Origin of the sequence: uncultured Planococcus sp., from assembly GCF_947501725.1 — a bacterium.
GTDB classification, from domain to species: Bacteria; Bacillota; Bacilli; order Bacillales_A; family Planococcaceae; genus Planococcus; species Planococcus donghaensis_C.
This window is the reverse complement of the sequence record NZ_CANMXD010000010.1, coordinates 60959-84973: the sequence shown is the minus strand read 5'-3', so window position 1 is coordinate 84973 and position 24015 is coordinate 60959. Positions and strand designations below refer to the sequence as shown.

The 24015-nt window shown below is 47.5% G+C and carries 23 protein-coding genes and 2 riboswitches; of the genes, 10 read left to right on the top strand and 13 right to left on the bottom strand.

Annotated elements, in window-relative coordinates; all coding sequences use genetic code 11:
* Window positions 1–3: 3 nt before the first annotated feature.
* From Q0785_RS14905 to mtnW, 3 genes are read right to left on the bottom strand one after another with little or no spacing between them, the layout of a single operon-like run.
* Window positions 4–618 (bottom strand): methylthioribulose 1-phosphate dehydratase, encoded by a 615-nt coding sequence (locus Q0785_RS14905; RefSeq protein ID WP_298831411.1) that lies wholly within the window; start codon window positions 616–618, stop codon window positions 4–6.
* Window positions 615–1280 (bottom strand): 2-hydroxy-3-keto-5-methylthiopentenyl-1-phosphate phosphatase, encoded by a 666-nt coding sequence (locus Q0785_RS14900; RefSeq protein WP_298831408.1) that lies wholly within the window; start codon window positions 1278–1280, stop codon window positions 615–617. Before Q0785_RS14900 ends, Q0785_RS14905 begins: the two co-directional genes overlap by 4 nt.
* A 5-nt stretch (window positions 1281–1285) precedes the next feature.
* Window positions 1286–2500, bottom strand: coding sequence for a 2,3-diketo-5-methylthiopentyl-1-phosphate enolase (gene mtnW, locus Q0785_RS14895; protein WP_298831406.1), 1215 nt, complete (start codon window positions 2498–2500; stop codon window positions 1286–1288).
* 74 nt (window positions 2501–2574) lie between these two features.
* A riboswitch (SAM riboswitch) is annotated at window positions 2575–2684 on the bottom strand.
* Window positions 2685–2893: 209 nt separating this feature from the next.
* Window positions 2894–3047, top strand: a riboswitch (SAM riboswitch).
* A gap of 74 nt (window positions 3048–3121) precedes the next feature.
* Here mtnW and mtnK point away from each other — a divergent pair.
* The 5 genes from mtnK (at window position 3122) to Q0785_RS14870 (ending at window position 9031) form a co-directional block, all read left to right on the top strand.
* Window positions 3122–4312: an S-methyl-5-thioribose kinase gene (gene mtnK / locus Q0785_RS14890; RefSeq protein WP_298831404.1), complete on the top strand. Its 1191-nt coding sequence runs from the start codon at window positions 3122–3124 to the stop codon at window positions 4310–4312.
* A complete protein-coding gene (mtnA, locus tag Q0785_RS14885; RefSeq protein WP_298831402.1) occupies window positions 4309–5370 on the top strand; it encodes an S-methyl-5-thioribose-1-phosphate isomerase in 1062 nt (353 codons plus the stop codon). Before mtnK ends, mtnA begins: the two co-directional genes overlap by 4 nt.
* Window positions 5367–6449, top strand: coding sequence for a sugar ABC transporter substrate-binding protein (locus Q0785_RS14880; RefSeq protein ID WP_298831400.1), 1083 nt, complete (start codon window positions 5367–5369; stop codon window positions 6447–6449). The genes mtnA and Q0785_RS14880 overlap by 4 nt, the downstream gene beginning before the upstream one ends.
* A gap of 64 nt (window positions 6450–6513) precedes the next feature.
* Window positions 6514–8070, top strand: coding sequence for a sugar ABC transporter ATP-binding protein (locus tag Q0785_RS14875; protein WP_298831398.1), 1557 nt, complete (start codon window positions 6514–6516; stop codon window positions 8068–8070).
* A complete protein-coding gene (locus tag Q0785_RS14870) occupies window positions 7994–9031 on the top strand; it encodes an ABC transporter permease (protein ID WP_298831396.1) in 1038 nt (345 codons plus the stop codon). Before Q0785_RS14875 ends, Q0785_RS14870 begins: the two co-directional genes overlap by 77 nt.
* A gap of 48 nt (window positions 9032–9079) precedes the next feature.
* Here the strand turns inward: Q0785_RS14870 and Q0785_RS14865 are convergent, their stop codons facing one another.
* Entirely contained in the window at window positions 9080–9616 is a 537-nt protein-coding gene (locus tag Q0785_RS14865) for a dihydrofolate reductase family protein (protein WP_298831393.1), read from the bottom strand.
* A gap of 271 nt (window positions 9617–9887) precedes the next feature.
* Here Q0785_RS14865 and Q0785_RS14860 point away from each other — a divergent pair, with 271 nt between their 5' ends.
* Entirely contained in the window at window positions 9888–10892 is a 1005-nt protein-coding gene (locus Q0785_RS14860) for an EAL domain-containing protein (RefSeq protein ID WP_298831390.1), read from the top strand.
* Between the two features lie 105 nt (window positions 10893–10997).
* Here Q0785_RS14860 and Q0785_RS14855 read toward each other — a convergent pair whose 3' ends face one another.
* From Q0785_RS14855 to Q0785_RS14840, 4 genes are all read right to left on the bottom strand, one after another.
* Entirely contained in the window at window positions 10998–12005 is a 1008-nt protein-coding gene (locus Q0785_RS14855) for an iron ABC transporter permease (RefSeq protein ID WP_298831387.1), read from the bottom strand.
* Window positions 12002–13000, bottom strand: coding sequence for an iron ABC transporter permease (locus Q0785_RS14850; RefSeq protein WP_298831384.1), 999 nt, complete (start codon window positions 12998–13000; stop codon window positions 12002–12004). Before Q0785_RS14850 ends, Q0785_RS14855 begins: the two co-directional genes overlap by 4 nt.
* Before the next feature lie 201 nt (window positions 13001–13201).
* Window positions 13202–14128: an iron-hydroxamate ABC transporter substrate-binding protein gene (locus Q0785_RS14845; RefSeq protein ID WP_298831381.1), complete on the bottom strand. Its 927-nt coding sequence runs from the start codon at window positions 14126–14128 to the stop codon at window positions 13202–13204.
* Window positions 14129–14133: 5 nt separating this feature from the next.
* Window positions 14134–14925 (bottom strand): ABC transporter ATP-binding protein, encoded by a 792-nt coding sequence (locus tag Q0785_RS14840; RefSeq protein WP_298831379.1) that lies wholly within the window; start codon window positions 14923–14925, stop codon window positions 14134–14136.
* 132 nt (window positions 14926–15057) lie between these two features.
* On the opposite strand from Q0785_RS14840, the gene Q0785_RS14835 reads away from it, so the two are divergent.
* On the top strand, window positions 15058–16107 hold the full coding sequence (locus tag Q0785_RS14835) for an NAD(P)/FAD-dependent oxidoreductase (RefSeq protein ID WP_298831377.1): 1050 nt from the start codon (window positions 15058–15060) through the stop codon (window positions 16105–16107).
* An 82-nt stretch (window positions 16108–16189) separates the two neighbouring features.
* The gene (locus Q0785_RS14830) at window positions 16190–16600 is read left to right on the top strand and encodes a cupin domain-containing protein (RefSeq protein ID WP_298831374.1); all 411 of its coding nucleotides are present in this window, start codon (window positions 16190–16192) and stop codon (window positions 16598–16600) included.
* Between the two features lie 218 nt (window positions 16601–16818).
* Here the strand turns inward: Q0785_RS14830 and Q0785_RS14825 are convergent, their stop codons facing one another.
* Both Q0785_RS14825 and Q0785_RS14820 read right to left on the bottom strand, forming a co-directional pair.
* Window positions 16819–18018 carry an MFS transporter gene (locus Q0785_RS14825; protein WP_298831371.1) on the bottom strand — a complete coding sequence of 400 codons (1200 nt, stop codon included), beginning with the start codon at window positions 18016–18018 and terminating at the stop codon, window positions 16819–16821.
* A 98-nt stretch (window positions 18019–18116) separates the two neighbouring features.
* The gene (locus Q0785_RS14820) at window positions 18117–18461 is read right to left on the bottom strand and encodes a heme oxygenase (protein WP_298831368.1); all 345 of its coding nucleotides are present in this window, start codon (window positions 18459–18461) and stop codon (window positions 18117–18119) included.
* 163 nt (window positions 18462–18624) lie between these two features.
* On the opposite strand from Q0785_RS14820, the gene Q0785_RS14815 reads away from it, so the two are divergent.
* The gene (locus tag Q0785_RS14815) at window positions 18625–19428 is read left to right on the top strand and encodes a protein phosphatase 2C domain-containing protein (protein ID WP_366522843.1); all 804 of its coding nucleotides are present in this window, start codon (window positions 18625–18627) and stop codon (window positions 19426–19428) included.
* Here the strand turns inward: Q0785_RS14815 and Q0785_RS14810 are convergent.
* A complete protein-coding gene (locus Q0785_RS14810; protein ID WP_298831365.1) occupies window positions 19422–20015 on the bottom strand; it encodes a histidine phosphatase family protein in 594 nt (197 codons plus the stop codon). The genes Q0785_RS14815 and Q0785_RS14810 overlap by 7 nt on opposite strands.
* A 76-nt stretch (window positions 20016–20091) precedes the next feature.
* Between Q0785_RS14810 and Q0785_RS14805 the strand changes: the two genes are divergently transcribed.
* Window positions 20092–20661: a GNAT family protein gene (locus tag Q0785_RS14805; protein WP_298831362.1), complete on the top strand. Its 570-nt coding sequence runs from the start codon at window positions 20092–20094 to the stop codon at window positions 20659–20661.
* Window positions 20662–20698: 37 nt separating this feature from the next.
* Here Q0785_RS14805 and Q0785_RS14800 read toward each other — a convergent pair whose 3' ends face one another.
* Window positions 20699–21922, bottom strand: a complete 1224-nt coding sequence (locus Q0785_RS14800) for a dicarboxylate/amino acid:cation symporter (protein ID WP_298831359.1) — start codon at window positions 21920–21922, stop codon at window positions 20699–20701.
* Window positions 21923–22129: 207 nt separating this feature from the next.
* Window positions 22130–23821 carry a sensor domain-containing diguanylate cyclase gene (locus Q0785_RS14795; RefSeq protein WP_298831358.1) on the bottom strand — a complete coding sequence of 564 codons (1692 nt, stop codon included), beginning with the start codon at window positions 23819–23821 and terminating at the stop codon, window positions 22130–22132.
* Window positions 23822–24015 lie beyond the last annotated feature (194 nt).

The following is a 24015-nucleotide window of genomic DNA, read 5'->3' as shown; positions in this document are numbered from 1 at the left end:
CTCTTATTTTAAATGTAGTTGCAACGCTAATTGGTATTGAAATAAAAACTCGCTGGCCTCAAGCAGCTTCTTCGCTTCAAAGCCGTCTTTTCCCCAAACGGTGATGCCATGGTTGCGGATCAGGACCGCACCTTTGTCGGCGGCAATATAAGGTTCGAAGGCTGCGGCGAGCGTTGGAATATCGGCGTGATTGGGAATGATGGGGATGGTCAGTATGGCATCCTCTTCCCATAATCCGAATGCCTTGATCAATTCCTGTCCCTGGAAATCGATTTTTCCGGCATTGCCGTATAACTCGGAAATGACATTATTGGCGACTGTATGAATGTGAAGACTGCAGCCTGCATTTGTCTTTCCGTAAATCGCACAATGCAGCAAAGTCTCAGCCGAGGGTTTCAGCGCTGTTTCTGCAGCAGGTTGTCCGTTGGCATCGACGAGCAAAAAGTCTTCATCGGTCCGTTTTTTCTTATCTTTGCCGCTGGCGGTGACAAGAAATTCGAGCGGTTCATCTGCCACCTTAATGGCTAGATTGCCGCTGGTTCCCATAAACCAGTCGCGAACTGCCAATTCATCTTTGACATCCGCCAATTCCAGCCATTTTTCCCGCAATGCTGTCATGACTTCACTCCTATATATTCATCGACGATCGCAATGACTTCATAAAAAGTTTCAAATGGTTCGTAAGCGATGCCAGCCTCTTGGCATTTCTCCGCCAATAAATCCCGGGCGATGACGAAATCAGCTTCTTTGGCGGCTTCCCAGTCACTGATGGAATCACCAATGACGATACTTTTCGTGCCGGTATCCAAAAGATCCCGAATGACAGATGGCTTACAGCATCCACAGCCCTGGCTGCTGCACTTTTCATCGCAGCCATGCGGGAATTCCAGTTTGATGGCATCTTTTGAAAAGTCGGCACCGTTGCAATAGATGCCGTCAAAAGGTCCAAAAGGTTCAAGGAGCGGATAGACGAAAAAGTCGATTCCGCCACTGACAATGTATAAAGGCAACTCCTGTTTTTTCGTATAGGCGACAAAGTCGCTAAAACCTTCCCGTATTTCTGCCTGTTCCAGAACATATGAAATAATTTCGTCTTTTGCCGAAACAGGGAGCAGGGAAAACATTTTCGCCACACCCTCACGTATCGAGATGGATTGGTCAAGGATTTGGTCTTTGACTGGTTCCCAGCCGGTTGGATCAAACTGTTTCATAATAGCGATGATGTTATCGTTGGCCGTTACAGTACCGTCAAAATCGCAAAAAATAATCGGTTTGTTCAATCTCTTCACCCCCATAGCTCAAGAGCAGTTTGTAGTTCTTCGTGTTGTACAGCAGCATCCTGTAAGGATTCTCCCTGCAGCACCGCATCTATTGCTTGTCTGAAGGCACGGCCGCCTCCAGCTGCGCCAGCCGGATGTCCATGAATTCCACCACCGGCATTGATGACACTATCAATCTCGTAATCAGCCAACAGTAAAGGCACAAGCCCTGGATGGATTCCGGCAGAAGGCACCGGAAAGCTTCGTTTCAATGGGCTATCCCTGGTCAGTTCCTTGCCGAGTGCAAGAGCAGCTGTTTTCTCCAAAGCAACACTGCCGTAAGGAGAAGGGAAGAGGGAGAAGTCTGCACCGGCATAGCGGATCAGTTTCCCGAGTGCGAGCGGCGCAGCTAGGCCATAAAATGCGGATGAAGTGAAGGCACCACTGAATGCAGGATGCGCCATCAGCGGCAAACCGATCTCATCATCTTCCGCCAATTCCTGCAGCACATCGAGGCCGTATGCGTGGACGTTGAACAGTAAGGCATCCGCTCCCAGCTCCCGTGCTTTTCGTGCCTTTCCTTTCAGGTCGGAAGTTCTGCCCGACAGGTTCACCGCATAATGTGTGCGGTGGCCCGTTTCTTCATAGACATTTTCCAGTACTCTTTTACCCGTTGTGATGCGGCTTTCGAATGGAGTCAGCGGATTGTCGAACAAAATTTCGTCGTCTTTGACAAGGTCTACGCCGCCTAAAGCTTGCTCGCGCAATTGAGCAGACAGAAAATCCAGGTCGCGGCCGATGACGCCTTTGAATATGCTCATCAGAAGCGGCCTTCCGGCTACGCCAAGTGTATTGCGAATTTCTTCTATTCCGAAGCGCGGACCAGGAAAGTGGCTGAGCAGATCATGGCTGAAATCCAAATCCAATAGCTTCACTTCACCATCCAGGGATAGTTTGCCGAAAACCGTGGTCAGGATGGCAGGAAAGTCAGCTGAGAAATTGATGCTCGGGTAGGCAATCTCGAGTTCTGCCTTTATCAGCTCCGGCTTCAATGGATGGCTGTCTTCCGTAAACTCTTCGATGGAAACAACATGTCCCTTATGGTGTTTCAGTTGTGCCTGTTCAAGCAGCGGCAAGTCTGTCCAGGAGCCGATCGTCAGTCCCAAAGCAATGCCTTCCGCTTTTTTTTCGAAGGAACCGGGCTTTCCGTATACTTGATAAGTAGCAGTCAATACGCTCATCTATTCCACACTCCCATGCAATTTAAAAAATAAAAAACCTCTTCAAATAAGAAGAGGTTAAGGGCGTTAACAACTTCTTATTTCTCAGCCATCGGTTCTGGCTGCAAGAATTAGCACCGTGTCCATCATTGGACCGGTTGCCGGGTATCATAGGGCTTGTCCCTCCACCTGCTCTGAATAAGAAAGATATGAAATTGAGTAAAATAATTTTATAATTTAATCCAAAATAACTAAGTCGATTTAATACAGTAAAGTAATTCTGATTATTTCATGTGAGCAGAAGTCTGTCAACTCTGTTATCAAAAAATTGTTTTTATTGGAAAAATGCGTTGACAGTCAATTCTGAATCGTGATAGGATTCTCTTCATAAACTTAATAGTAATACATGTAGTACTCTTATCAAGAGCTGGCAGAGGGATTTTGGCCCGATGACGCCCAGCAACCGACCGTAATACCGTTGTGAGACGGGGCGCTTTGGCGCCAGGATGAACATCCTGTAAGGCACGGTGCTAATTCCATCAGAAATTTATTTTCTGAAAGATAAGAGGCATGGAATCTCTTATTCTGGCCTCTTTCTTTTGAAAGAGGCTTTTTATATTGCAGAAGAAAGGAAGAAAAATCATGACTCTTACTGTTCCCACTACTTATAAAGCATTAACTGAATCGACGGCGATCGCATTGGCAAAGGCTGTCCATCCATTCGATGGCAATGCCCGATTGACTTGCCGGGAAATCGGCGATGGCAACTTGAATTATGTTTTTCAGATTGAAGATCCGCAAACCGGCAAGCGGCTGATCATTAAACAGGCATTGCCATATGCGAAAGTAATCGGTGAAAGCTGGCCGCTGACTTTGAAGCGGGCAACCATTGAAGCCAATGTCCTGAGAAAACACGGAGAGTTCGTTCCTTCATTGGTACCTGCAGTCTATGCTACGGATGAAGAGTTGGCCATTACGGTGATGGAAGACTTGTCCCATCTTGAGATTGCAAGGGAAGGCTTGGTCAACGGAGAAAATTTCCCGAGACTGTCGCAGGATATCGGTGAATATTTGGCGCAGACTTTATTCCATACATCGGATTACGGCTTGCATCCTTTTGAGAAAAAGGGTTTGGCTGCTGAGTTCTCCAACCCGGAGCTCTGCAAGATCACGGAAGATCTCATCTTTACAGATCCCTTTTTCGACGTTGAGACCAATGATTACGAACCGCAGCTCCAATCAGCGGTAGAAGCGATCTGGAGCGATCGTAAGCTGCAGCTGGAAGTGGCGAAATTGAAGAAGAGCTTTTTGACTGAATCGGAAGCGCTTCTGCACGGCGACCTTCACACGGGCAGCATCTTTGCGAGCCAAACGGAAACCAAGGTGATTGATCCGGAATTCGGCTTCTACGGTCCGATTGGATTTGATGTCGGCCTGTTCTTGGCAAACCTCATTTTTCAGGCCATCACACGTGAAGGCGAGGATCGCCAAGTGATTGTGGGCCATATAGAAAAGACATGGGATGTTTTCGATTCCCGGTTCACTGAGCTATGGAAAACGGAGAGCGTCGAATCATTTAAAGAGACAGAAGGCTACTTGGAGTTCGTACTTGAGAAAGTGCTGACAGATGCAACGGGTTTTGCGGGATGTGAATTGATCCGCCGTACGATTGGCTTGGCGCATGTCAAAGACTTGGACAGCATCGAAGATACCGAAAAAAGAATCCATTCTAAGAAACAGGCGCTGCAGACAGGGAGAGCATTGATCCTGAAGCGCCAGCAGACAGCATCGATCGGAGATATACTGCAAATTCTGGAGGAGGCGCACACATGAGCATTCCTTTATCCATCAAATGGGACGGCCAACAGCTGACTATTCTGGATCAGCAGAAATTACCGCATATTATAGAATACTTGACGCTTGAAACGGTGGAAGACGTGTACGAGGCTATTTTTTCATTGAAAGTCCGTGGCGCACCTGCGATCGGCATCACCGCCGCATACGGCTTGGCCATCGGAGCTCAGCGGCACGAGACGGATTCACTGGAAGCTTTCCAGCAATATGTCGAAAAAGACGCCGCATATTTGAACGCTTCAAGACCGACTGCGGTCAATCTCGGTTGGGCGCTCAGCCGTCTGAAAGATAAATTAAGCGAAGCGGAGAACGTGCCGCAAGCGAAGCTTCTGCTGTTGGCGGAAGCTGTGAAAATCCACAGGGAAGATGAAGAATCCTGCCGCAGCATCGGTGAACATGCACTGGTACTGCTGCAGGGGCAAACGAAAGTCATGACCATCTGCAACGCCGGTTCGATCGCCACCGCCAAATATGGCACAGCCTTAGCGCCGTTCCATCTGGGGAGTGAGCGCGGCCGGCAGTTTGAAGTGTTCGCCTGTGAAACCCGTCCGGTTTATCAGGGTGCACGCTTGACGGTGTGGGAGCTACAGCAGTCGGGAGTCGATGTCACGCTGATCACCGACAGCATGGCAGCACACACCATCGGAGCGAAAGGAGTGGAAGCCATTATTGTCGGTGCGGACCGCATCGCTGCAAATGGCGACACGGCCAATAAAATCGGAACGTATAATCTGGCTTTGTTGGCGAATGCATTCGATATTCCATTTTACGTAGCGGCGCCGGCATCGACTTTCGATCTGTCGATTGAAGATGGCACTGCGATTCCGATCGAAGAGCGCGACCCGGAAGAAATCACCCACATGAATGGACAGCCGGTGGCGCCACTCGGCACAAAAGTATTTAATCCGGCATTTGATGTAACACCGGCGCATCTCATTACAGCAATCATCACTGAAAAAGGCATCATTCAATCCGATTATCAAAAAAACATCCCTGATTTGCTTGGTGCATCTGCAGGAAAAGGAGAAAGAATATGAAAAAACAATCCATTTGGCTGCTTGCCGCACTTTTATTTATCAGTATTTTATTGGCTGCCTGCCAACCACAAGGAAATGTCGACGAAGAAACGACTTCTTCAGATACCGAGGCTGAAGCTTCAGATCATCCGCTTGCAGGCAAGGAAATCGCTTTGATCATGCAAATTAACCTGGGGACATTTTCTGCCCAGTATATTGCAGGTGTAGAAGAACAAGTTGAAAAGTTTGGTGGAAAAGCGACAGTTTTCACTTCTGAAGGTGATTTGGCGAAAATGGCGTCTAATCTGGATGCAGCGATCAACCAGGGCGTCGATGGCATCTTAATCGACCATGGAACAAAAGAAGCATTGAACCAAGGTGTTGAAAAAGCACTTGAAGCAGGGATTCCGGTAGTGGCGTTTGATGCAGGAATCGATGTAGAAGGCGTTGTCTCTTTGGAACAGGGTGATCAGCAGATGGCTGAAATGACTTTGGAAAAACTGGCGGAAGATACCAATGGCGAAGCCAATATCGTGAAAATCTGGACAGCCGGATTTGCACCAATGGAAAGACGCCAAGTAGCATATGAAAAATTCCTAACTGACAACCCGGGCATTAAGGAAGTTACATCATTCGGTGCGGCAACCAACAATACAGCGTTGGATACACAGTCACAGATGGAAGCTGTGTTGAAGCAATACCCGAACGAAGGGGAGATTACAGCGGTCTGGGCAGCTTGGGACGAATTTGCAAAAGGTGCAGTCCGTGCCATTGAACAAGCAGGGCGTACAGATATCAAAGTCTACGGCATCGACATGAGTGATGAGGACCTGCAATTGATGCAAAAAGAAAATAGCCCGTGGCTGGCTTCAGCAGCTGTTGATCCAACGGACATCGGACGCATTCAAGTGCGTTACCTGTACCAGCTGTTGAACGGTGAACAACCGGAAGAAAAAGTGATTTTGGAACCGGTTTTCGTGGAGGCGGAAAGCTTGCCGGAAGAAACGGTGACAACCGAAGAATTAAGCGAATATGTAGAAGGCTGGGGCGCAAGTGAGCAAGGGTATACGGATGAGCTGCGCGAACTGGAAGGCCAATAATCTTCACCATCTCAAGCTGTCCTGAAAGATGGGGCAGCTTTTTTATCAGAAAGGGGGCATCTCAATGGCAGGACCTTTACTATCGATGGCCGGCATCGGAAAAAATTTCGGACCGGTAACAGCATTGCAAGGAGCGGAATTCCATTTGGAAAAAGGCGAAGTGCATGCCATTCTCGGCGTCAACGGGGCAGGGAAAAGCACCTTGATCAAAATTCTGTCGGGCGTCTATCAACAGGATGAAGGAACAATCCATCTGGACGGCTCAGCAATTCGGCTGGAGTCGCCGAAAGCAGCGAAAGAACAGGGAATCTACTGCGTTTATCAGGAAGTGGATACGGCCATAGTGCCTGAATTGACTGTAGCAGAAAATATCCTGCTCGACACATTCTCCGGCAAGGGGAATCTATTCGTCTCCAAGCAGAAAATCAATAAGCGGGCCTATTCAGCATTGCTTGAACTTCAAGCGGAAAACATTGACGTTCAGCAAAAAGCGGCAAGACTGACATTGGCGGAAAAGCAGATGGTGCTGATTGCCAGAGCATTGGTGCATTCAGCGAAAATCATCATTTTCGATGAACCGACGGCTCCGTTATCGATTCATGAATCGGAAAAACTGTATGCCGTCATTTCAAAATTAAAAGCGCAGGGGGTTGGATGTGTCTTTATTTCCCATCGCTTGCCGGAAGTGTTTGAAATCAGCGATCGGATCACGGTTATGCGGGAAGGGACGCTTGTCAAAACCTATGATACGGCAGAAGCCGATCAAGATGGTGTGATTGAAGCGATGCTCGGTGCAGCACTCAGCCACGAATTGGAGCCGCGGGCGCATGACATCGGAACCGCTTTGTTGGAAGTCGATCATTTGTCCGATGGGCAAAAGCTCAAAGATTTGTCGCTGACGGTCGCAGCAGGTGAAGTAGTGGGTGTCGTCGGACTGGTGGGGGCAGGCAAAACGGAACTCGCCAAAGCATTGTTCGGCGGAACCCCTTTAACAGCCGGAACAATTAAACTGGCGGGGAGCGCAGCTAAAATCAAACATCCGGCAGATGCCATCAAAGCAGGGATGGCGTTGATTCCGGAAGAGCGGCGAAAAGAAGGTTTGTTTGTCCAGGAATCGCTGGAAGCCAATGCTTCATTCCCCAATCTGAAAAAGTTCTCCAAGCGCCTGTTGATGGATCGGAAAGCAGAAAAACGCTTTGCCGATGAGATTATTGAACGGTTGCGCATCAAGACCAGCAGTACAGAAACACCGCTTGTCCATTTGAGCGGCGGAAATCAGCAGAAAGTGGCGATCGGCAAATGGATTTCCCTCGATTCCGCCCTGTACTTGTTTGATGAACCGACAAAAGGCGTCGATATCGGTGCCAAAGTCGATATCTTTAAATTGATCCGCCAATTGGCCGAAAGCGGCAAAGGATGTTTGTATTTTTCAAGTGAGATTCATGAAGCCATTGGAATTTCCGATCGGATTCTCGTAATGTACAACGGTCAAATCGTGAAGGAGTTATCACGACAAGAAGCGACCCAAGAAAGGATTTTATTGTATGCAAGTGGCGGAAAAGAAGAACTTGGGGAAAGGCAAGAGCTCGGTGAAAGACAACGCAATTCAGTTTTTGTTTAAATATGGCGCCATCGCATTATTGGTCTTCATTATTTTTTATTTCAGCACGATCAGTGATGCGTTTTTCACATATGGTAATTTCACAGATATTTTGCGTTCAATCTCTATTGTGACTTTACTGGCTTTAGGCGTGACGTTCACGCTGGTGGTGGATGGTTTTGATCTGTCTGTAGGTTCGACGATGTCTTTATCGACCGTCGTTTCCGCCTCATTGATGGTGTGGTACGACATGCCATTGTGGCTTGTGCTGATCCTGCCGCTGCTGATCGGGGTTGCAGTCGGAGCGGTCAACAGCTTTCTGATTGTCGTCATCGGCATTCCGGATCTCTTGGCAACTTTGAGCATGATGTATATCGTGGCTGGTTTGCACCGGACCTATACGGAAGGCTATTCGATCTATAACAATATGCCGCTGACTTCAGGAGGCACTGCACCCGGCCAATTGTCGGAAGTGTTCCTGTGGATTGGCCAGGGGCAGATGCTGGGTCTGCCGGTTCCGGTATGGATCATGCTGGTGATGGTCCTGGCTTCTTATGTAGTACTCAACCATACTCGTTGGGGAAGAGTGCTCTACATGACTGGCGGGAACGCCGAAGCGGCTACGCTGTCAGGTGTCAACGTCAAAAAAGTGAAGTTCACTGCCTACGTCATATCCGGTATCTTTGCTTCTATGGCCGGCATCCTGTTTACGGCACGTGTAGGTTCCGGACAGATTGACGCAGGTGCACCATTGATGATGGAGGCGGTTGCGGCTGTCTTTGTCGGCTACTCGGTATTAGGGGCGGGAAAACCGAATGCACTCGGTACATTTTTCGGGGCGGCTGTCATCGGCATCCTCTTGAATGGCTTGACGATTCTCAACCTTCCTTATTACGCTTTCGACATCATCAAGGGAGGCGTGTTGGTCGCTGCACTGGCAGTCACTTATGTATACGCCAAAAAGAAATTCGCTAAAGCCTGATTTCCCAAAACAAAAAGGCTCCTCATACAGGAGTCTTTTTGTTTTGCCTTATTTGTCCGGCGTATAACTGGCGATGAGGACGCCTGCATCGGTTGAGCGGATTTCCTTAAGGTTAAACATTTTCTGGTCGGCATTTTCCTTGAACAGCCGTTTGCCTTCTCCCAAAACGAGTGGGAATGTCATCAAATGCAGTTCATCGATCAAATCATGCTTCAGCAAGGTTTCGATAAGCTCCGCACTGCCATAAACCAACAGCCGCTGTCCGGTTTTTTTCAGCTTCGCTACTTCCTCTCTCACATGGCCGGTGATCAGGCGTGCATTCCATTCTGTGCGTTTCAGGCTGGTGGAAACCACATACTTCGGCAGTTGGTTCATCCGTTCGGCGAATCCCTCGTCGTCTTCCGCCGCCGGCCATGCCGCAGCAAACCCCTCGTACGTCACCCGTCCGAGCAGCAGCGCATCACTGCCGAACAACAGATCCAGTTGGAACTTGGCTATCTCATCATCCCAATAAGGTGCAGTCCACGAAGGTTCCTCCATGACTCCATCAAGTGTCAAATACATCGCGACAACAATTTTTCCCATGACCATTCTCCTTTGCGAATGAAGTTCCGACTGGCAGTCTTTTGTATGGCAAGCAATGTGGATAGAGCGCAGCAGTTAAGTTAGTGCTATGTATAGAATTAATTCGAGCTCAATCCGAAATACCCTTTAAATCGAGGGTGGCAGCGGAAGCATTTTATCGGTTGGCTAGCGAGAGTTAAAAAGATAAAGTTAAAGTTTTTAACGAAAAGTTAACAGTTCTTATGACTTATAAAGTAAACTATAACTACCATAAAAAGGGGAGTGAATGAGTATGGAATGCAATAGCTGCACAGTTGCGGCCATTAAATTTGAAATTAAGCTGGAGGGCGAAACGAACCTTTCCGCTCTTCAGATAGTCATAGATCATTTGGAAAGAAGAGAAATAGAAGTTTCCGTTAAAGGGAATAAGCTGCAGATGGATGAAAAAGGAGCTCGTGAGTTCCTGGATTTTTGCAGGGATCTGCTGGATATGGACCAAGTGACGTTCCGCATCAATCAGGAATCCTGGCAGCCATTAGAAGGGATGTCCCGGGTTTTCGCAACCGAATGGATAGACGAGGTCATCAAAAACGAACGTTTGACCTGCCATTACCAGCCGATTGTGGATGCAGATGAAAAGATCTTTGCCTACGAAATGCTGGCACGTTTTCAAAACGAAGACGGTTCGATGATCTACCCGAATGAAATTTTCCCCGCTGCAAAAACCCGCGGGCGTTTGTATGCTTTGGATCGGGTCTGCAGAATGACTGCTGTCAGATATGCAGCCGTGCTGAAAGGGGAGAATGCATTCATCAATTTCATTCCCACTTCGATTTATTCCCCTGAATTCTGCCTGCGTTCAACAATTGCGTTGTCTGAGCAATTAGGCGTCAATCCAAAATCGCTGGTGTTTGAAGTGGTGGAAACGGAAAAAGTGGACGACTTGGATCATTTGAAGAGAATCCTGGCCTATTATAAAGAAAAAGGATTCGATTACGCATTGGATGATGTGGGTGAGGGATACAGCACGATCGAGATGCTGGCGGATCTGAAGCCTCAATACATGAAACTGGATATGCAATTTGTCCAGGACGTTGCGACGGATACAGCAAAACAGAAAATTGCCGAAAATTTTCTGAAGAAAGCGTTGGAAGTCGGCTCTGTTCCATTGGCGGAAGGCATTGAAACACGCCAGGACTTCGACTGGCTGAAACAACGGGGCTATCAATTATTCCAAGGCTATTATTTTGGAAAGCCGGCAGCGTCGCCTGTGTACGAAAAGAAAATCGAAGCGTAAAACGGCACACTAACAACCGTTGCGATTACTTCCTTTTGTACAAAAGAATCGTCCATACAGGAAGAAAATAAAAGCTGCCGAGAACACTTAAGTTCTCGGCAGCTTTTATTTTTTCAATAGCAGATAAATGAAATACGGGGCTCCGATCAGCGCGGCCATGATGCCTGCTGGAATTCCGGAAGGTTCAAGCAGATTCCGGCCGATGGTATCCGCCAGCAGCAACAGCCAGCCGCCGATCAGGATGGCAAGCGGCAAGAATAACTGATGGCGCGGACCAACGATGGATTTGGCGATATGCGGCGCCATCAGGCCGATGAATGCAATCCCTCCTGTAACCGAGACAGCAGACGCAGCAAGAGCGACAGCGGCGATCAGCAGAACGAGCCGTTCCTTTTCGATGGAAACGCCGATGCCTACAGCGACGGGGTCACTGAGGCCGAGCACGTTCATCCGATTGGCTTTGTACAAGGTGAACGGAATCAGCACCAGCAGCCATGGAAGAATGGCTATAATGAACGGCCAATCGGCACCCCAAATATTGCCGGCCAGCCAATTGGCGATGAAATCGACTTTTTCCGGTTCTGCTGAGGAAATCAAGACGATCATGACTCCGGATAAAGCCATTGAAAAACCGATTCCGACGAGAACCAGACGGATTGGCTGCAAACCGGTGTTGCGTGAGTAGGAAAACGCATAAATTAATGCGGCAGTTGCAAGCGCGCCACCGAATGCCACGATCGGCAGCAAGTAGACGAATGCACCTGCCTCCACTGGAATGAATAAGAAGAAGACCGCAATGGCGACGCCGGCACCGGAGTTGATGCCGATGATTCCAGGATCTGCGAGATCGTTGCGTGTCACGCTTTGCAAAATGGCACCGGATAAGGCCAGTGCCATTCCGGCAAGCAAAGTGATCAAAATACGCGGAAGCCGGATGGAAAACAGGATGAAATCTTCTTTGAATGTCCCTTGGCCAAAAATTGCCGGTACCAGGCGGTCATAGGAGATGGGAGAATACCCCAAGCCCATACTGGCGATCGCCGTCAAGAGGATCAACGCCAGCAATAAGTAATACGAAATCCGTTGTTTTTTGCGTAAGCTCGGATGGATCATGCGAATGCTTTGCCTCCTTTACGGACAATGATCAGGAAGAAGGGCAAGCCGATAATCGCAATGATCGCTGCCACTGGCGTTTCAAACGGTGCATTGATGGTCCGGCCGATCAAGTCGGCGAGCAGCATGAAAATGGCTCCTGCCACTGCAGACATCGGAATGATGAAGCGGTAATCGGTCCCGACAATCGCCCGCACCACATGCGGAATCATCAAGCCGATAAAGGCCATATTGCCCGCAAGCGCAACTGCTGCACCTGCAAGAAGTGTGATGATGACAAAGAGAATCGCCTTGACCTGCGCCGTTCTTTGGCCAAGCCCGATGGCGGCTTCTTCACTTAAGCTAAGGATGGTCAACTGGCGTGACAGCAGCAATGCAACCAGCAAAGCTACGGCGATAAATGGCACAACCACCTGCAGCTGCCCCCAGGAGGTGCCGATCAATCCGCCGGCTGTCCATTGGGAAACATTTTTTGAAATATTGAAATACAGGCCGATTCCTTCAGCAATCGCTGTCAGAAAGGCTGAGATGGCAGCACCGGCAAGGACGATCCGAAAAGGCGAGAATCCGCCTTTTTTTGCAGCGCCGATACCGAACACCAAGGCTGCTCCGGCTGCTGCCCCGATAAAGCAGGCAATCATGATGCAGAAATAATTGGCTGCAGGAATGAAGGCCAATGTAAAAGCAAGAGCGGCATTGGCACCGGCGGTCAAACCAAGAAGACCTGGATCGGCCAGCGGGTTGCGGGTCATACCCTGCATCATTGCGCCGGATACTGCAAGAGCAGCACCTACAAAGATGGCAGCAATTTCACGCGGCAGACGGATTTCCCGAATGACACCGATGCCGTCACTGGAACTGGTTGAAAATAACGCAAGCCCCACTTCCTTCAGGCTGATGTCCGCCGCCCCGAAAATCAGGGAGACGATGAGTGTCAGCACTAATGCAAGCAGGCTCAAGATGAATTTAATTGGAAAGGAAACTTTAGGGCTCATTGATCATCATCTTTTCCTGAGATTAAAAGAGGAATTCTAAAATCAGAATTCCTCTTTTTTAGTATAGACGTTTCTATTTGGCGGATTAAAGAATGCACTTTTTTGACAGCGCTTCGGCCGTTTCGGGCACGGCTCTTACAGGAAGCCTAGCCCTTGGACGCCGGCGCTGACACTGAGATACTTGCTTGATAAAAAGAGATCTCACTCACCTAAAAAGTTTTCGATAAAGAATTCCAATTGGTATTCCAATGAAATTGGATCGTTAAAGTAAAATTCTTTGGCATCAGCTTCAAAGATCTGGCCGTTTTGAGCGGCAGGTGTGTTTTTGTACAGGTCCGTTTCCTGGAATGAATTGTCCTGTGAACTGTCTTTGCTGAAGACGACGTAATCACCCATGTATTCCGGCAATACTTCCTGAGAAAGCATATAGTATCCATCTGCTAAAGCCATCTCTTCCACTTTTGCCGGCATTTTTAACTTCATTTCCTGATAAAGAATTTCAGTTCCGCGTCCCCAGTTGTCTCCGAAGACATAGATTTGCTTATCGAAGTTTTCAATAACGGAAACGGTTGTGTCTTCGCCGATTTCAGCGCGAATTTCTTCCCCGGCTTGCTGTGCCCGTTCTTGGAAGTCGGTAATCCAAGCTTGTGCTTCATCTTCTTTGTTTAATACTTTACCGATTTCCAGATGCTGCTCCAAATAGCCCACGTTGCCGTAGGTGAACGTGACCGTTGGTGCGATTTCACTCAATTTGTCGATATTTTTTGTAGTTGAAGCGCCAATGATTAAGTCAGGTTCCAATTCAATGATTTTCTCCAGGTCTGTTTCTTCTACTTCTTCCACGTCTGCGAGCTCTTCTTCAAAACGCGGGTTGTTTTTTGCCCAGGAAGTTACTCCTACTAAAGGAACGTCCAAAGACATTGCGTCACCTGTGTAAGAAGTGAGCATGACTACGCGCTGTGGATCTGCAGGAACTTCAACGGGTCCGCTTTCCGATTCATATGTAATGGTTTCAGGAGCTTTGTCAGATTCTGCAGCATCCGCTTCCTCAGTAGTTGAATCGGAGTTGCAGGCGCCAAGGATCAGCAGCAAAGTAAGTAAAAGTATAGGCAAGAATAATTTTTTCATGTCGGTTAGACTCCTTTGATTAAGTTGTAGGTGGTGCACATGGGTTTTTGGGTTCTTGGATCCAGGCCGATTTCTGCATCGATCCGGAAAACTTCCCTTAATACAGGTTGTGTAATGACTTCGTGGCAATTGCCCGCTTTGACGATCCTGCCGTCTTTCATCGCGATGATGTGATCAGCAAAACGTGCTGCCTGGTTCAGGTCGTGCAGCACCATGATGATGGTCCGTTCCTGGTCCCGGTTGAGTTGTTGCAATAGCTCCAGGATTTCCAGCTGATGGGCCATGTCGAGATAGGTGGTCGGCTCATCGAGGAAAATCATTTCGGTTTCCTGTGCCAAAGCCATCGCAATCCAAACGCGTTGGCGCTGGCCGCCGGACAATGCGTCGACCGGGTGGTATTTGAAGAATTGCGTCCCGGTGACATCGAGTGCCCAATTGATGATTTCGTAATCCCGTTTGGATAATCGGCCGAAGCCTTTCTGGTAAGGGAAGCGGCCGTAGGAGACCAGTTCGCCGACCGTCAATCCAGCGGCACTATCCGGAGTTTGTGGCAGGATGGCCATTTTCTTTGCCAGGGACTTCGTATTTTCCTGTGCAATATTGCTGCCATCCAATACCACGGATCCGGATTGATGCGAAATTACCCGAGTAATCGCTTTTAACAGCGTTGATTTGCCGCAGCCATTGGAACCGATGATTGTCGTAATTTTTTTATCTGGAATTTGGACGGTCAAATCTTTGACAATCAACCGGTCTCCATAGCCGATATTCAGCTCCTCGGTGAATAGGCGCACCATCCAAAAAACCTCCTTTTCTAAATTTATTCTCTTTTTCGTTGATAATGATTCTCATTTTCAGTACAATTAATACTATAAGACTAATTTTTTACATTGTCAATACGAAATCCAAAAGGACAGGAGTGAAGATAGATGGAGGAAAAAGAGCTTTTTGATGTAACGATTATAGGTGGGGGTCCTGCTGGATTATATTCGGCCTTCTATAGCGGCTTAAGGGAAATGAAAACAAAAATCATCGAATTCCAACCGCAGCTGGGCGGCAAAATCCATGTATACCCAGAGAAAATGATTTGGGACGTGGGGGGACAGCCGCCGATTCAAGGAGCCAAACTCATCGACCAATTGGTTGCACAAGGTCTGACATTCCATCCGGAAGTCGTATTGAACGAAAAAGTGGAGTCCATAGCGAAAACCGAAGAAGGATTATTTGAATTGATCGGTTCTTCAGGGGAAGTGCATGTATCGAAAACCGTCATCGTGGCAGTAGGCGGGGGAATCCTCAACCCGCAAAAACTGCAGATTGAAGGAGCAGAGCGCTTTGAAGTATCCAACCTGAACTACACCGTCAAATCACTGGAACGTTTCAAAGGCAAAACGGTGCTGATTTCAGGCGGCGGAAACTCGGCAATCGATTGGGCAAACGAACTGGAGCCGATTGCCAAGCAAGTATATGTGACCTACCGCAAGTCGGAACTTGCGGGACATGAAGCGCAGGTGACCCAGCTGATGAACGGATCAGCCATCTGTTGCCTTCATACCAATATCACCCGGCTCATTGCTTCGGATGACCGGGATGCCATCGAATTCGTTGAGCTGACGCATCAGGAAACAAACGACAAGCAAGTACTCCCAATCGACGAAATGATCATCAACCATGGCTACGAGCGCGACATCAGTCTGCTCGGCAATAGCCCCCTGAATATCGAAATCGCTGACGACTATTACATCGCCGGCACCTCAAGCAGCGAATCTTCAGTGGCCGGGCTCTTTGCGGCTGGGGACATTCTCCAGCATAAAGGCAAATTGAATTTGATTGCCGGGACATTCCAAGACGCAGCCAACGCTGTCAATAAAGCCAAGCATTTCATCCAGCCGGACGCCCATAAAATCGCGATGGTGTCTTCCCACAATGAAGTATTTAAAAAGCGCAATAAGGAATTGGTCAAGCAATTATTGGTGTAAGAAAGATCCCTTCCAAATAGTTTGATGCAGCTGGGACTGAGGTATAGAAAGCTGTGAAGAAAATTTGGAGGAGGAATTGATGATGGAATTGAAAGATTATGGAGCAGAATCGTTTGTTGTGAATATCGAAGAAGCGACTAAGCAAAATGATACATTCCGCACCGCTTTATGGACGGGGAAAAATCTTCAGGTGACTGTTATGAGTATTGAAGCGGGTGATGACATCGGCCTGGAAGTCCATAAAGGCGATCAATTCCTGCGGATCGAAGCTGGAAAAGGGTTTGTCCAGATGGGCGACAGTGAGGATAATCTGACATTTGAAGAGGATGCCGAAGACGACTATGCCATCATGATTCCAGCAGGGAAATGGCATAACGTGACGAATACCGGCGATAATCCGTTAAAAATCTATTCGATTTATGCGCCGCCTGAACATCCACATGGGACAGTCCATAAAACTAAAGAGATTGCTGAAAAAGAAGAAGATGAGTAAAAAGTCGGAATAAAAGGTAACCAGGTCCGTTATTGAATGCGAACAGTATAAATAGAATGCAGAACGGCCATCAAATCGTCTATTGATTTGATGGCCATTTTGTTTATAGAAGAGGATACTCCATAGTGAAAAATCCCAGTTCATTTGAACTGGGATTTTTTCTGTTGATTATAAAATAGAAGGGCATACTCAAATCTGTGCAGAAAAGAGAAGCTCTTCTATTTATAAGCCAAAGCCGCAGCTTCCGCGCGTTCTTTCTTGCCATGCAGCATGTAATATAAGAACGCCGTCGCCATCACGGCAAAGCCTAGGATGCCGTAAAGCGAGCTATAGCCGATCAGCGGAACCACAAAGCCGAGCAGGTACGGACCGAATCCGAGCCCTGCATCCATCGAGATGAAAAACGTTGAAGTCGCCAGGCCCATGCGGTGGGGTGGAGTCAGCTTGATGGCGACAGCCTGTGTAGTCGACTGCATATTGCCGAAGCCGAATCCGATCAAGGCAGCGGCCACCAATAGACCAGTACTGCTGCTGGTGATGCTTAACACGAATAAGCCGGCTGCAAAGACAGCGAAAGCTGGATACATGATGAAGTTGGCGCCCTTCAGGTCCATCAGCCGCCCTGTAAATGGCCGTGAAATGAGGATGGCAATCGCATAGACCAGGAAGAAGTAACTGGCTGCTGTCACTAAATCCTCTTCCATGGCGTAAAAATTGATGAAGGACAGAACGCTTGAATAGCAAAGCGCAATCGCCAGACAAACCAGTGCAATCGGAACCGCTTTCGGCTCGACATAATCGGAAAGCTTAAACCCTTTCGTTTCGTCAGTCACAGGTGGAGCGGCAACCGGTGGTACATAAATGAACAAAGACACGATAAGGCTGACAACGCCGAGTGCCAGACATACAGTGAAAATCATCTCATAACTGCTGTACTGGCTCATCATCAATCCGATGAAAGGACCGAAAGCCGTGGCTAAAGTGGCGCTGAGGCTGAAATAGCCGATGCCTTCACCTTTGCGTCTCATCGGGATGATCTGGGCAACGATGGTTCCAGCTGCTGTGCTGGCCATCCCCAATGTCATCCCATGAAGAAAACGGTTGAGCATCAGGAATGGAAGTCCGAAATTCAGGAAATAGAAAAACGTCGTCAACGTGAATAGGATAAGGCCGATGACCAAGGTCCTTTTGCGACCCATTTTGTCGATGGTGCGGCCGATTACCAGACGGCCTGCCAAAGCACCCAAGATAAAAATTCCGGTAACCAGACCGGCTTCGCTTGTAGAAGCATCGTATTCCTCAACGGCGTAGACGGCGATGGTGACCATCAATAGGTAGAAAATAAGGATCAAGAAAAAGTTCACTAAAGCAGTAACGATAAAATCCTTGGTCCATAAAGCGGGTTTTGAAGTATTCATATAGAAGTTCTCCTTGTTCTGCAATGTAATTCATAAGCCTGAGAGGCAGGGGGCATAAAAGAAACAGACAGCCAATTCAGGCTATCTGTCTGCAGTCATCAATTTGAAGTTTTTGCTTCAATAAGAGCAGCGATTTTGGTGATTACCAGTTCACTGCCGAGCATCGGCGATTCTTTTTTCGGTTCTTCGCTGTCTGCATTCGTTTCGGGGCGCTTATGGGCTTCTTTGAAGGTATCGCTGGTTTTCCAGGCTTCGAAGCTCTCCAGGTTTTCCCAGTACATATTGACGTTCAATTCATCGTGCTCTTCCAGGTTCTGAGTAATGGTCACTTCAACTTTGACGAAGCCTTCCATTTCCTGCAAAGCACCTGGACGTGCAAAGTTAGGAGCCATTTTTTCAGCAAATCCTTTTTTCATTTTAATGCGGTTGGTTACGATGTACATCAAGAATCTCTCCTTTTTGTTTGGTATTTTTGTCGTTCATTGATATTAACTTTACCACATTCTTCAAATCGATGTGTGTACTGCGGGTACCATCCAAGATGTTCTGTCCAATCTGCTTCGTGTCGATTATAATTGTAAGAATATTGAGAGCGAGGTTAGTTAAATGATGCAGAAATTCAGCTGGGTAGGCAGCGAGATAACTTACATCGATCAGCCCGTTGTCCAGCGGCTCCATCATGCAGTGGTCGGCAGATTTGGTGGAAACTCAGCTTCCGGCCAAACCAAGAATGAAGATGGCTGTCTGGTTTGGATCGATGAGAAGGAAGAATGGGAATTCGCGATGGTTCTGGATTCGCATAATTCAGCCCAAAGCGCTGAATTGGTCATCAGGCAAATTGAAAAACACAAAACGTCAATCGCTCTTCTACTATCAGGTAAGGTCAGTGTTGAGTTGTTCGATCAACTGGAAAGAAACCTGCTGCAGCTGTTTCAGGAAGACGGCTTTAAAGAAGCCTGCCGGCATGTGCAGGGCGAAACAGCTTGCCTGATTGCGGTAAGAAAAGGTAAATACCTGTACTGGTTTTCCATCGGCGATTGCCTGTTGTACCTCTTCCATCCTGAGCTGGCCGCTTTTGGACAATATCAACTCAATCAACGCCAATTTTATGAATGGGTCGGACAGGTGAACACCTTCGAGCAAGAAATTCCGTGCTTCAGCAGCGGCATACGGGAATTGCGCCAAGGAGAAAATCAGCTCCTGCTGACAACGGACGGTCTGGTGGAATGCCCTAATGCAGTATTCGCTGAACCGGAGAGCATCTGGCAGCAATGCAGGGATGCCGATACAGCAGATGGAGTAGCCGCTTTATTGTCAATCATCCAAAAAAACCACGTCCGCGACAGCGCGACTGTGGTTTCCTGGACAGTGGATATAGGAGAGCCGGCAAGTTACGCCAGCAATCAGTAGCTTTCACTTTTCTGCAGATGGACGGTGCAATTATACAGCGAGCAATCCCACCGGCTTTCAGCGTTTTTCAAAATCGTGATGGATGTATTATCCATGGAAGTTTCGTGGAACTTATCCGGCATGAGTTTTTTCAGTGTAAGGCCGATCAATGCCCCGTGGCTGACAATGAGTACACGCTGGCCGCTGAAATCTTCCAGAATATCTTCGATGCAAGCCAGTCCACGGTCGGCTGCCTCGTCGAGGTTTTCCATCGCCAAATCGAGTTTGCGCCAATCGGCTCCCCATTTCTCAAGTCGGTCTTCTTCTGTAGTACCTTCAATTTTGCCGCCGCTTCTTTCGCGCAGCCGCGTGTCAAAATGGCTGACTGGCAAATGGAGCTTCCGGCCAATGATTTCCGCTGTTTCTTTAGCGCGGGACAAATCGCTGGAGATGATCAGATCCCAGTCTTCTTCTGTGGAAAGCCGATTTGCAAGCGCTTCTGCCTGCTGTCTGCCTGTTTCGTTCAACGGGACATCCGAGGATCCTTGGGCGATGCCCTGTATGTTCCAATCCGTTATGCCGTGACGTACCAAACCAATCGTTGTCAATAGAGCCATCTCCTTTGGTGTGCTAGTTAAAAGGATAACTGAAATCAGACTTTTATAAAAGGGAGGACCATTCCGGATGAACCCACAGGAAATCTACCGTCAATTGCCGGTAATCGAAACAGAGCGTCTGCTCCTGAGAAAAATGATGATGAAAGATGCCGAGGACCTTTTTGAGTATGCCTCGCAGCCGGAAGTTTCCAGTTACTTGCCGTGGCAGGTCCACCAATCGATAGGGGATTCGAAAGCATTCCTGAACTTTATTTTAGAAGGCTACAATCAGCATTCCAAGTTGACTTGGGCGATTGAATTGAAGAGCAGCGGCAAGATGATTGGAACCATCGACTTCGTCAGCTGGAGTCCGAAGCGCCATAAAGCAGAAATCGCTTACGTGCTGTCACCTCACTACTGGGGGCACGGGCTGATGGCCGAAGCAGCGGCGGCCTTGCTTTCGTTCGGCTTCCGGGACATGGAGTTGAACAAAGTGGAAGCCCCGATTATGTTGGAAAATAAGCAATCTCAGCGGCTGGCAGAAAAACTGGGCATGATACGCGAAGGCGTCGCTCGGCAGCATATGATCATTAAAGGTGAATTTGTAGATCTGGCGATGTATGCGGTGCTGAAGAGCGAGTTCATCCTGACGGAATAAAACGAAAAGGCTGCCGAAAGGGCAGCCTTTTTTAGTGTTATGCAGTTTTGTGTTTCTTCTCATTTTTATCGATCACGGTGCTCCCGACCAGGTCACCGGTCACATTCAATGCGGTACAGCCCATGCCGACCAGTGCATCGATGGCCGTCAGCAAGGCGACAGCTTCCATCGGCAAGCCCAACTGGACAAATACTGTAGCGATCATGACAATTCCGGCACCAGGTACGCCAGCGGTCCCGATGGATGCTAAAGTTCCGACCAGAACCACCATCAGCATTTCGGACAGGCTCAAAGGATCACCGACAAGATTCGCTGCGAAAACAGCGGAAACAGCAATACGGATGGCAGCTCCGTCCATATTGATGGTTGCACCGAGCGGCAGGCTGAAGCCATACAGACTTTTGGATAAGCCAAGGTTTTTAGCGGCAGTTAAGGTCAGTGGCAGTGTCCCTGAACTGCTTTGAGTAACAAAAGCAGTCAGCATAGGGGTACGCGCCTGTTTGAAAAACTGTCCTGGCTTAACTTTGAACAACAGCAGAACCAGCGCATAGAGAAGGATCTGGACAATCAATGCGGCATATAGCACCAGTACCATTTCTCCGAGCGACAAAAGTGTAGCGAAACCCTGGCTGCCGACAGTTTCGGCCATGATGGCGAAAATTCCGATCGGCACATATTGGAGAATGGCTTTCAGCACCAGCAAGGTCACTTCGTTCAGTGCATTGACGGTTTTATACAAATGATCGCCCAAACTTTCATATTCACTGGATTGGCGCATATAGGACAGTGCGATACCAAAAGCGAAAGCAGTGAAAATGATGCCGAGCAGATTAAGTTCGGTAAAAGCCGTGAAGATATTGGAAGGGACAATATTCAGCAAGACACTGATGATTCCCGGATTGTCCGGAACATCAAAGGTTTCATTGCCCTGAAGCTGCATGCCGGTTCCAGGTTGAAAGAGGCTTGCTACCGTCAAGCCCACCATGATGGCAAATGCGGAGCTAAGAGCATAGAAGATGAATACTTTACCGCCCATGCGCCCCAAGTCGCCAATGGAGGACTGGTTGATGCCGACCATCATAGTGAAAAGGATCAAGGGAATGATGAGAAAGGTCAACAGGTTCAGCAGCAAATCGCCAAGTGGAGCCAGAACAGCGGCCTGCTCTCCGAAAATCAGCCCGACGGCGATGCCGAGTATAAGTGCAATCGTGATTTTAAATATCAATGAAGCATCAAGATATCGTTTCCAAGCAGTTTTCATCATGTCTCTCCTTTTGTAGAAAAGTAAATCTTATAAGTTTTATCGGAATTAACTTTCTTAACTTATACCAGAGTGTGGAGGACTGTCAAAATGTCTGCTTGTGCCAGAAAGAAAAGAGGAAATCAGATAGTGAATTTTGTTGCCGACAGCTTCAAAAGACAGAAAAGAACCCCCAAACAGCATTGAATGGAGGCTTTTCGAGGTTATTCAAATCGTTTCTTTGATGAACTGGAAATGGCCTTTACCGTTTGCCTTGACCTGGTACATGGCTTTGTCCGCTTTTTTCATTAAATCGACAGTGGTGGTCGCATCCGATGGATAAACAGCAATACCTATGCTCGGCAAGCTAATGATTTCAAAGCCATTGATGAGATGAGTTTGTTTCAGAGACTGAAGAATCTTCTCTGCGGTCTGTTCGATAGCTTCTAAATCACTTACGTCACGGATGATCAACGTGAATTCATCTCCGCCTTGCCTCGATACGATATCATTCTCAAGAACACAGCTTTTAAGCCTATTTGCAACAGAAATCAGCAGTTCATCCCCGTTATCATGTCCTAGGGTGTCATTGATCTGCTTGAAATGATCCAGATCAATAAACATGACGGCGAATATCTCGTTTAGGGCTTCAGCTTCGGTTACAGCTTTTTTTAACGACTCCCCGAAATATAATCGGTTGGCTAAACCGGTTAGGGGATCGTGATATGCCAGGAATTGAATTTTTTCCTCATTCTTTTTGTTCTCTGTAATATCTTTGCCGATTCCAAAGATACCAACAATATTATTGCGCACCTTAATTGGAATATTGGTGATGCTCAAATGATGGAATTTGCCTAGACGGCTGCGTATCGGCAATTCATAGCTTTGAGGTTGTCCTTCTAATGAACTTGCCAAAATTTCAGAAGCTCTTTGCTGCTTTTCCTCATCGATAAAAACAGTACTTGAGAGACCGATCAATTCGCTTTTTTCGTAGCCGAAAAGAGCAACGGTGGCAGGATTGGCACTTTCGAAACGTCCTGTCACATCAAGAGAATAGACAGCATCGGGATGATAGTCAAACAAAGATTTGTAGCGCTGCTCACTGATATCCAGTTCTTCTGTTTTACAATGATATTGGCGAAGAAGTTGCTGGTTTTCCGAAATGATTAAAACCTGTCTCAAGATGACGAGCAAAATTGAGATTCCTGACCCGACGGTGACCACATCTATGCCGGTAGACCTGGATCCCATGAAGACAAATAAAATCAGTACATTTATATATGGGAGTGACAGACGGAAAGCATCCAATTGTTGTGGCGCCGCTTGCTCGGTTAAGGAAGAGCGTGGTTGCTGTACGGTTTCTGTCCGCAGGAATCCAGCGAATCCAATAAACAGAATAGCCAATATAAACAGCGGATCGATTATGCTTCCCGACTCGTATTGCTCAAAAGAAACCAAGTAGAGATAAGCAGAATCTGCGGTTATTTGAAAAAAGAGCCCGATCGATAAAAAGAGCAGGTTTTTAGTAAAAGTGGATTTCTGTGTGCCAAGGTAGATGCTGACGATTCCAAGAAGAAGAGCTAAATCACCGACAGGATAGGCGAGAGAGACAAGCAAAGAGTAAATGGAGAGGTCTCCAGCTTCAATAATTGGGCTAATCAAAAAATGCCAGCTGAAAGTTGAGGCGACAGTCATGACAATTAGAACATCTAAAAGGTATTTAGTAAATTGATGTTTTTTAACTTCTTTTATCAACTTATAAGAAAAGGCTCCCAGGTAAAAAACAATTTGCAGCATATAAAAGAAGTCGGGTGGTCCTGGGAAAGGAACTTCAATGCCTAATATGTTTTCATATACTATCCATAGAAACTCAGCTATGAAATAACTGAATGTCCCGGTGGTCAAAAGCAGCCAGAACATTTTTTCCTCTTTACGGCTTTTTCTGAATGCCCTGAATAGCCATACGAAGGCGATGAAACAGCCTAATGCCGAAAGAATATTGCCCCCCAAAGTTAAGAGGGTTTCATGATCTTTCCAATTGCGCACCCAGAAAAAGTAAAAGGATGTGTAAAATAAAATAAAGAAAATGCCTAAAAGTCCTTTAAATTGAGTAG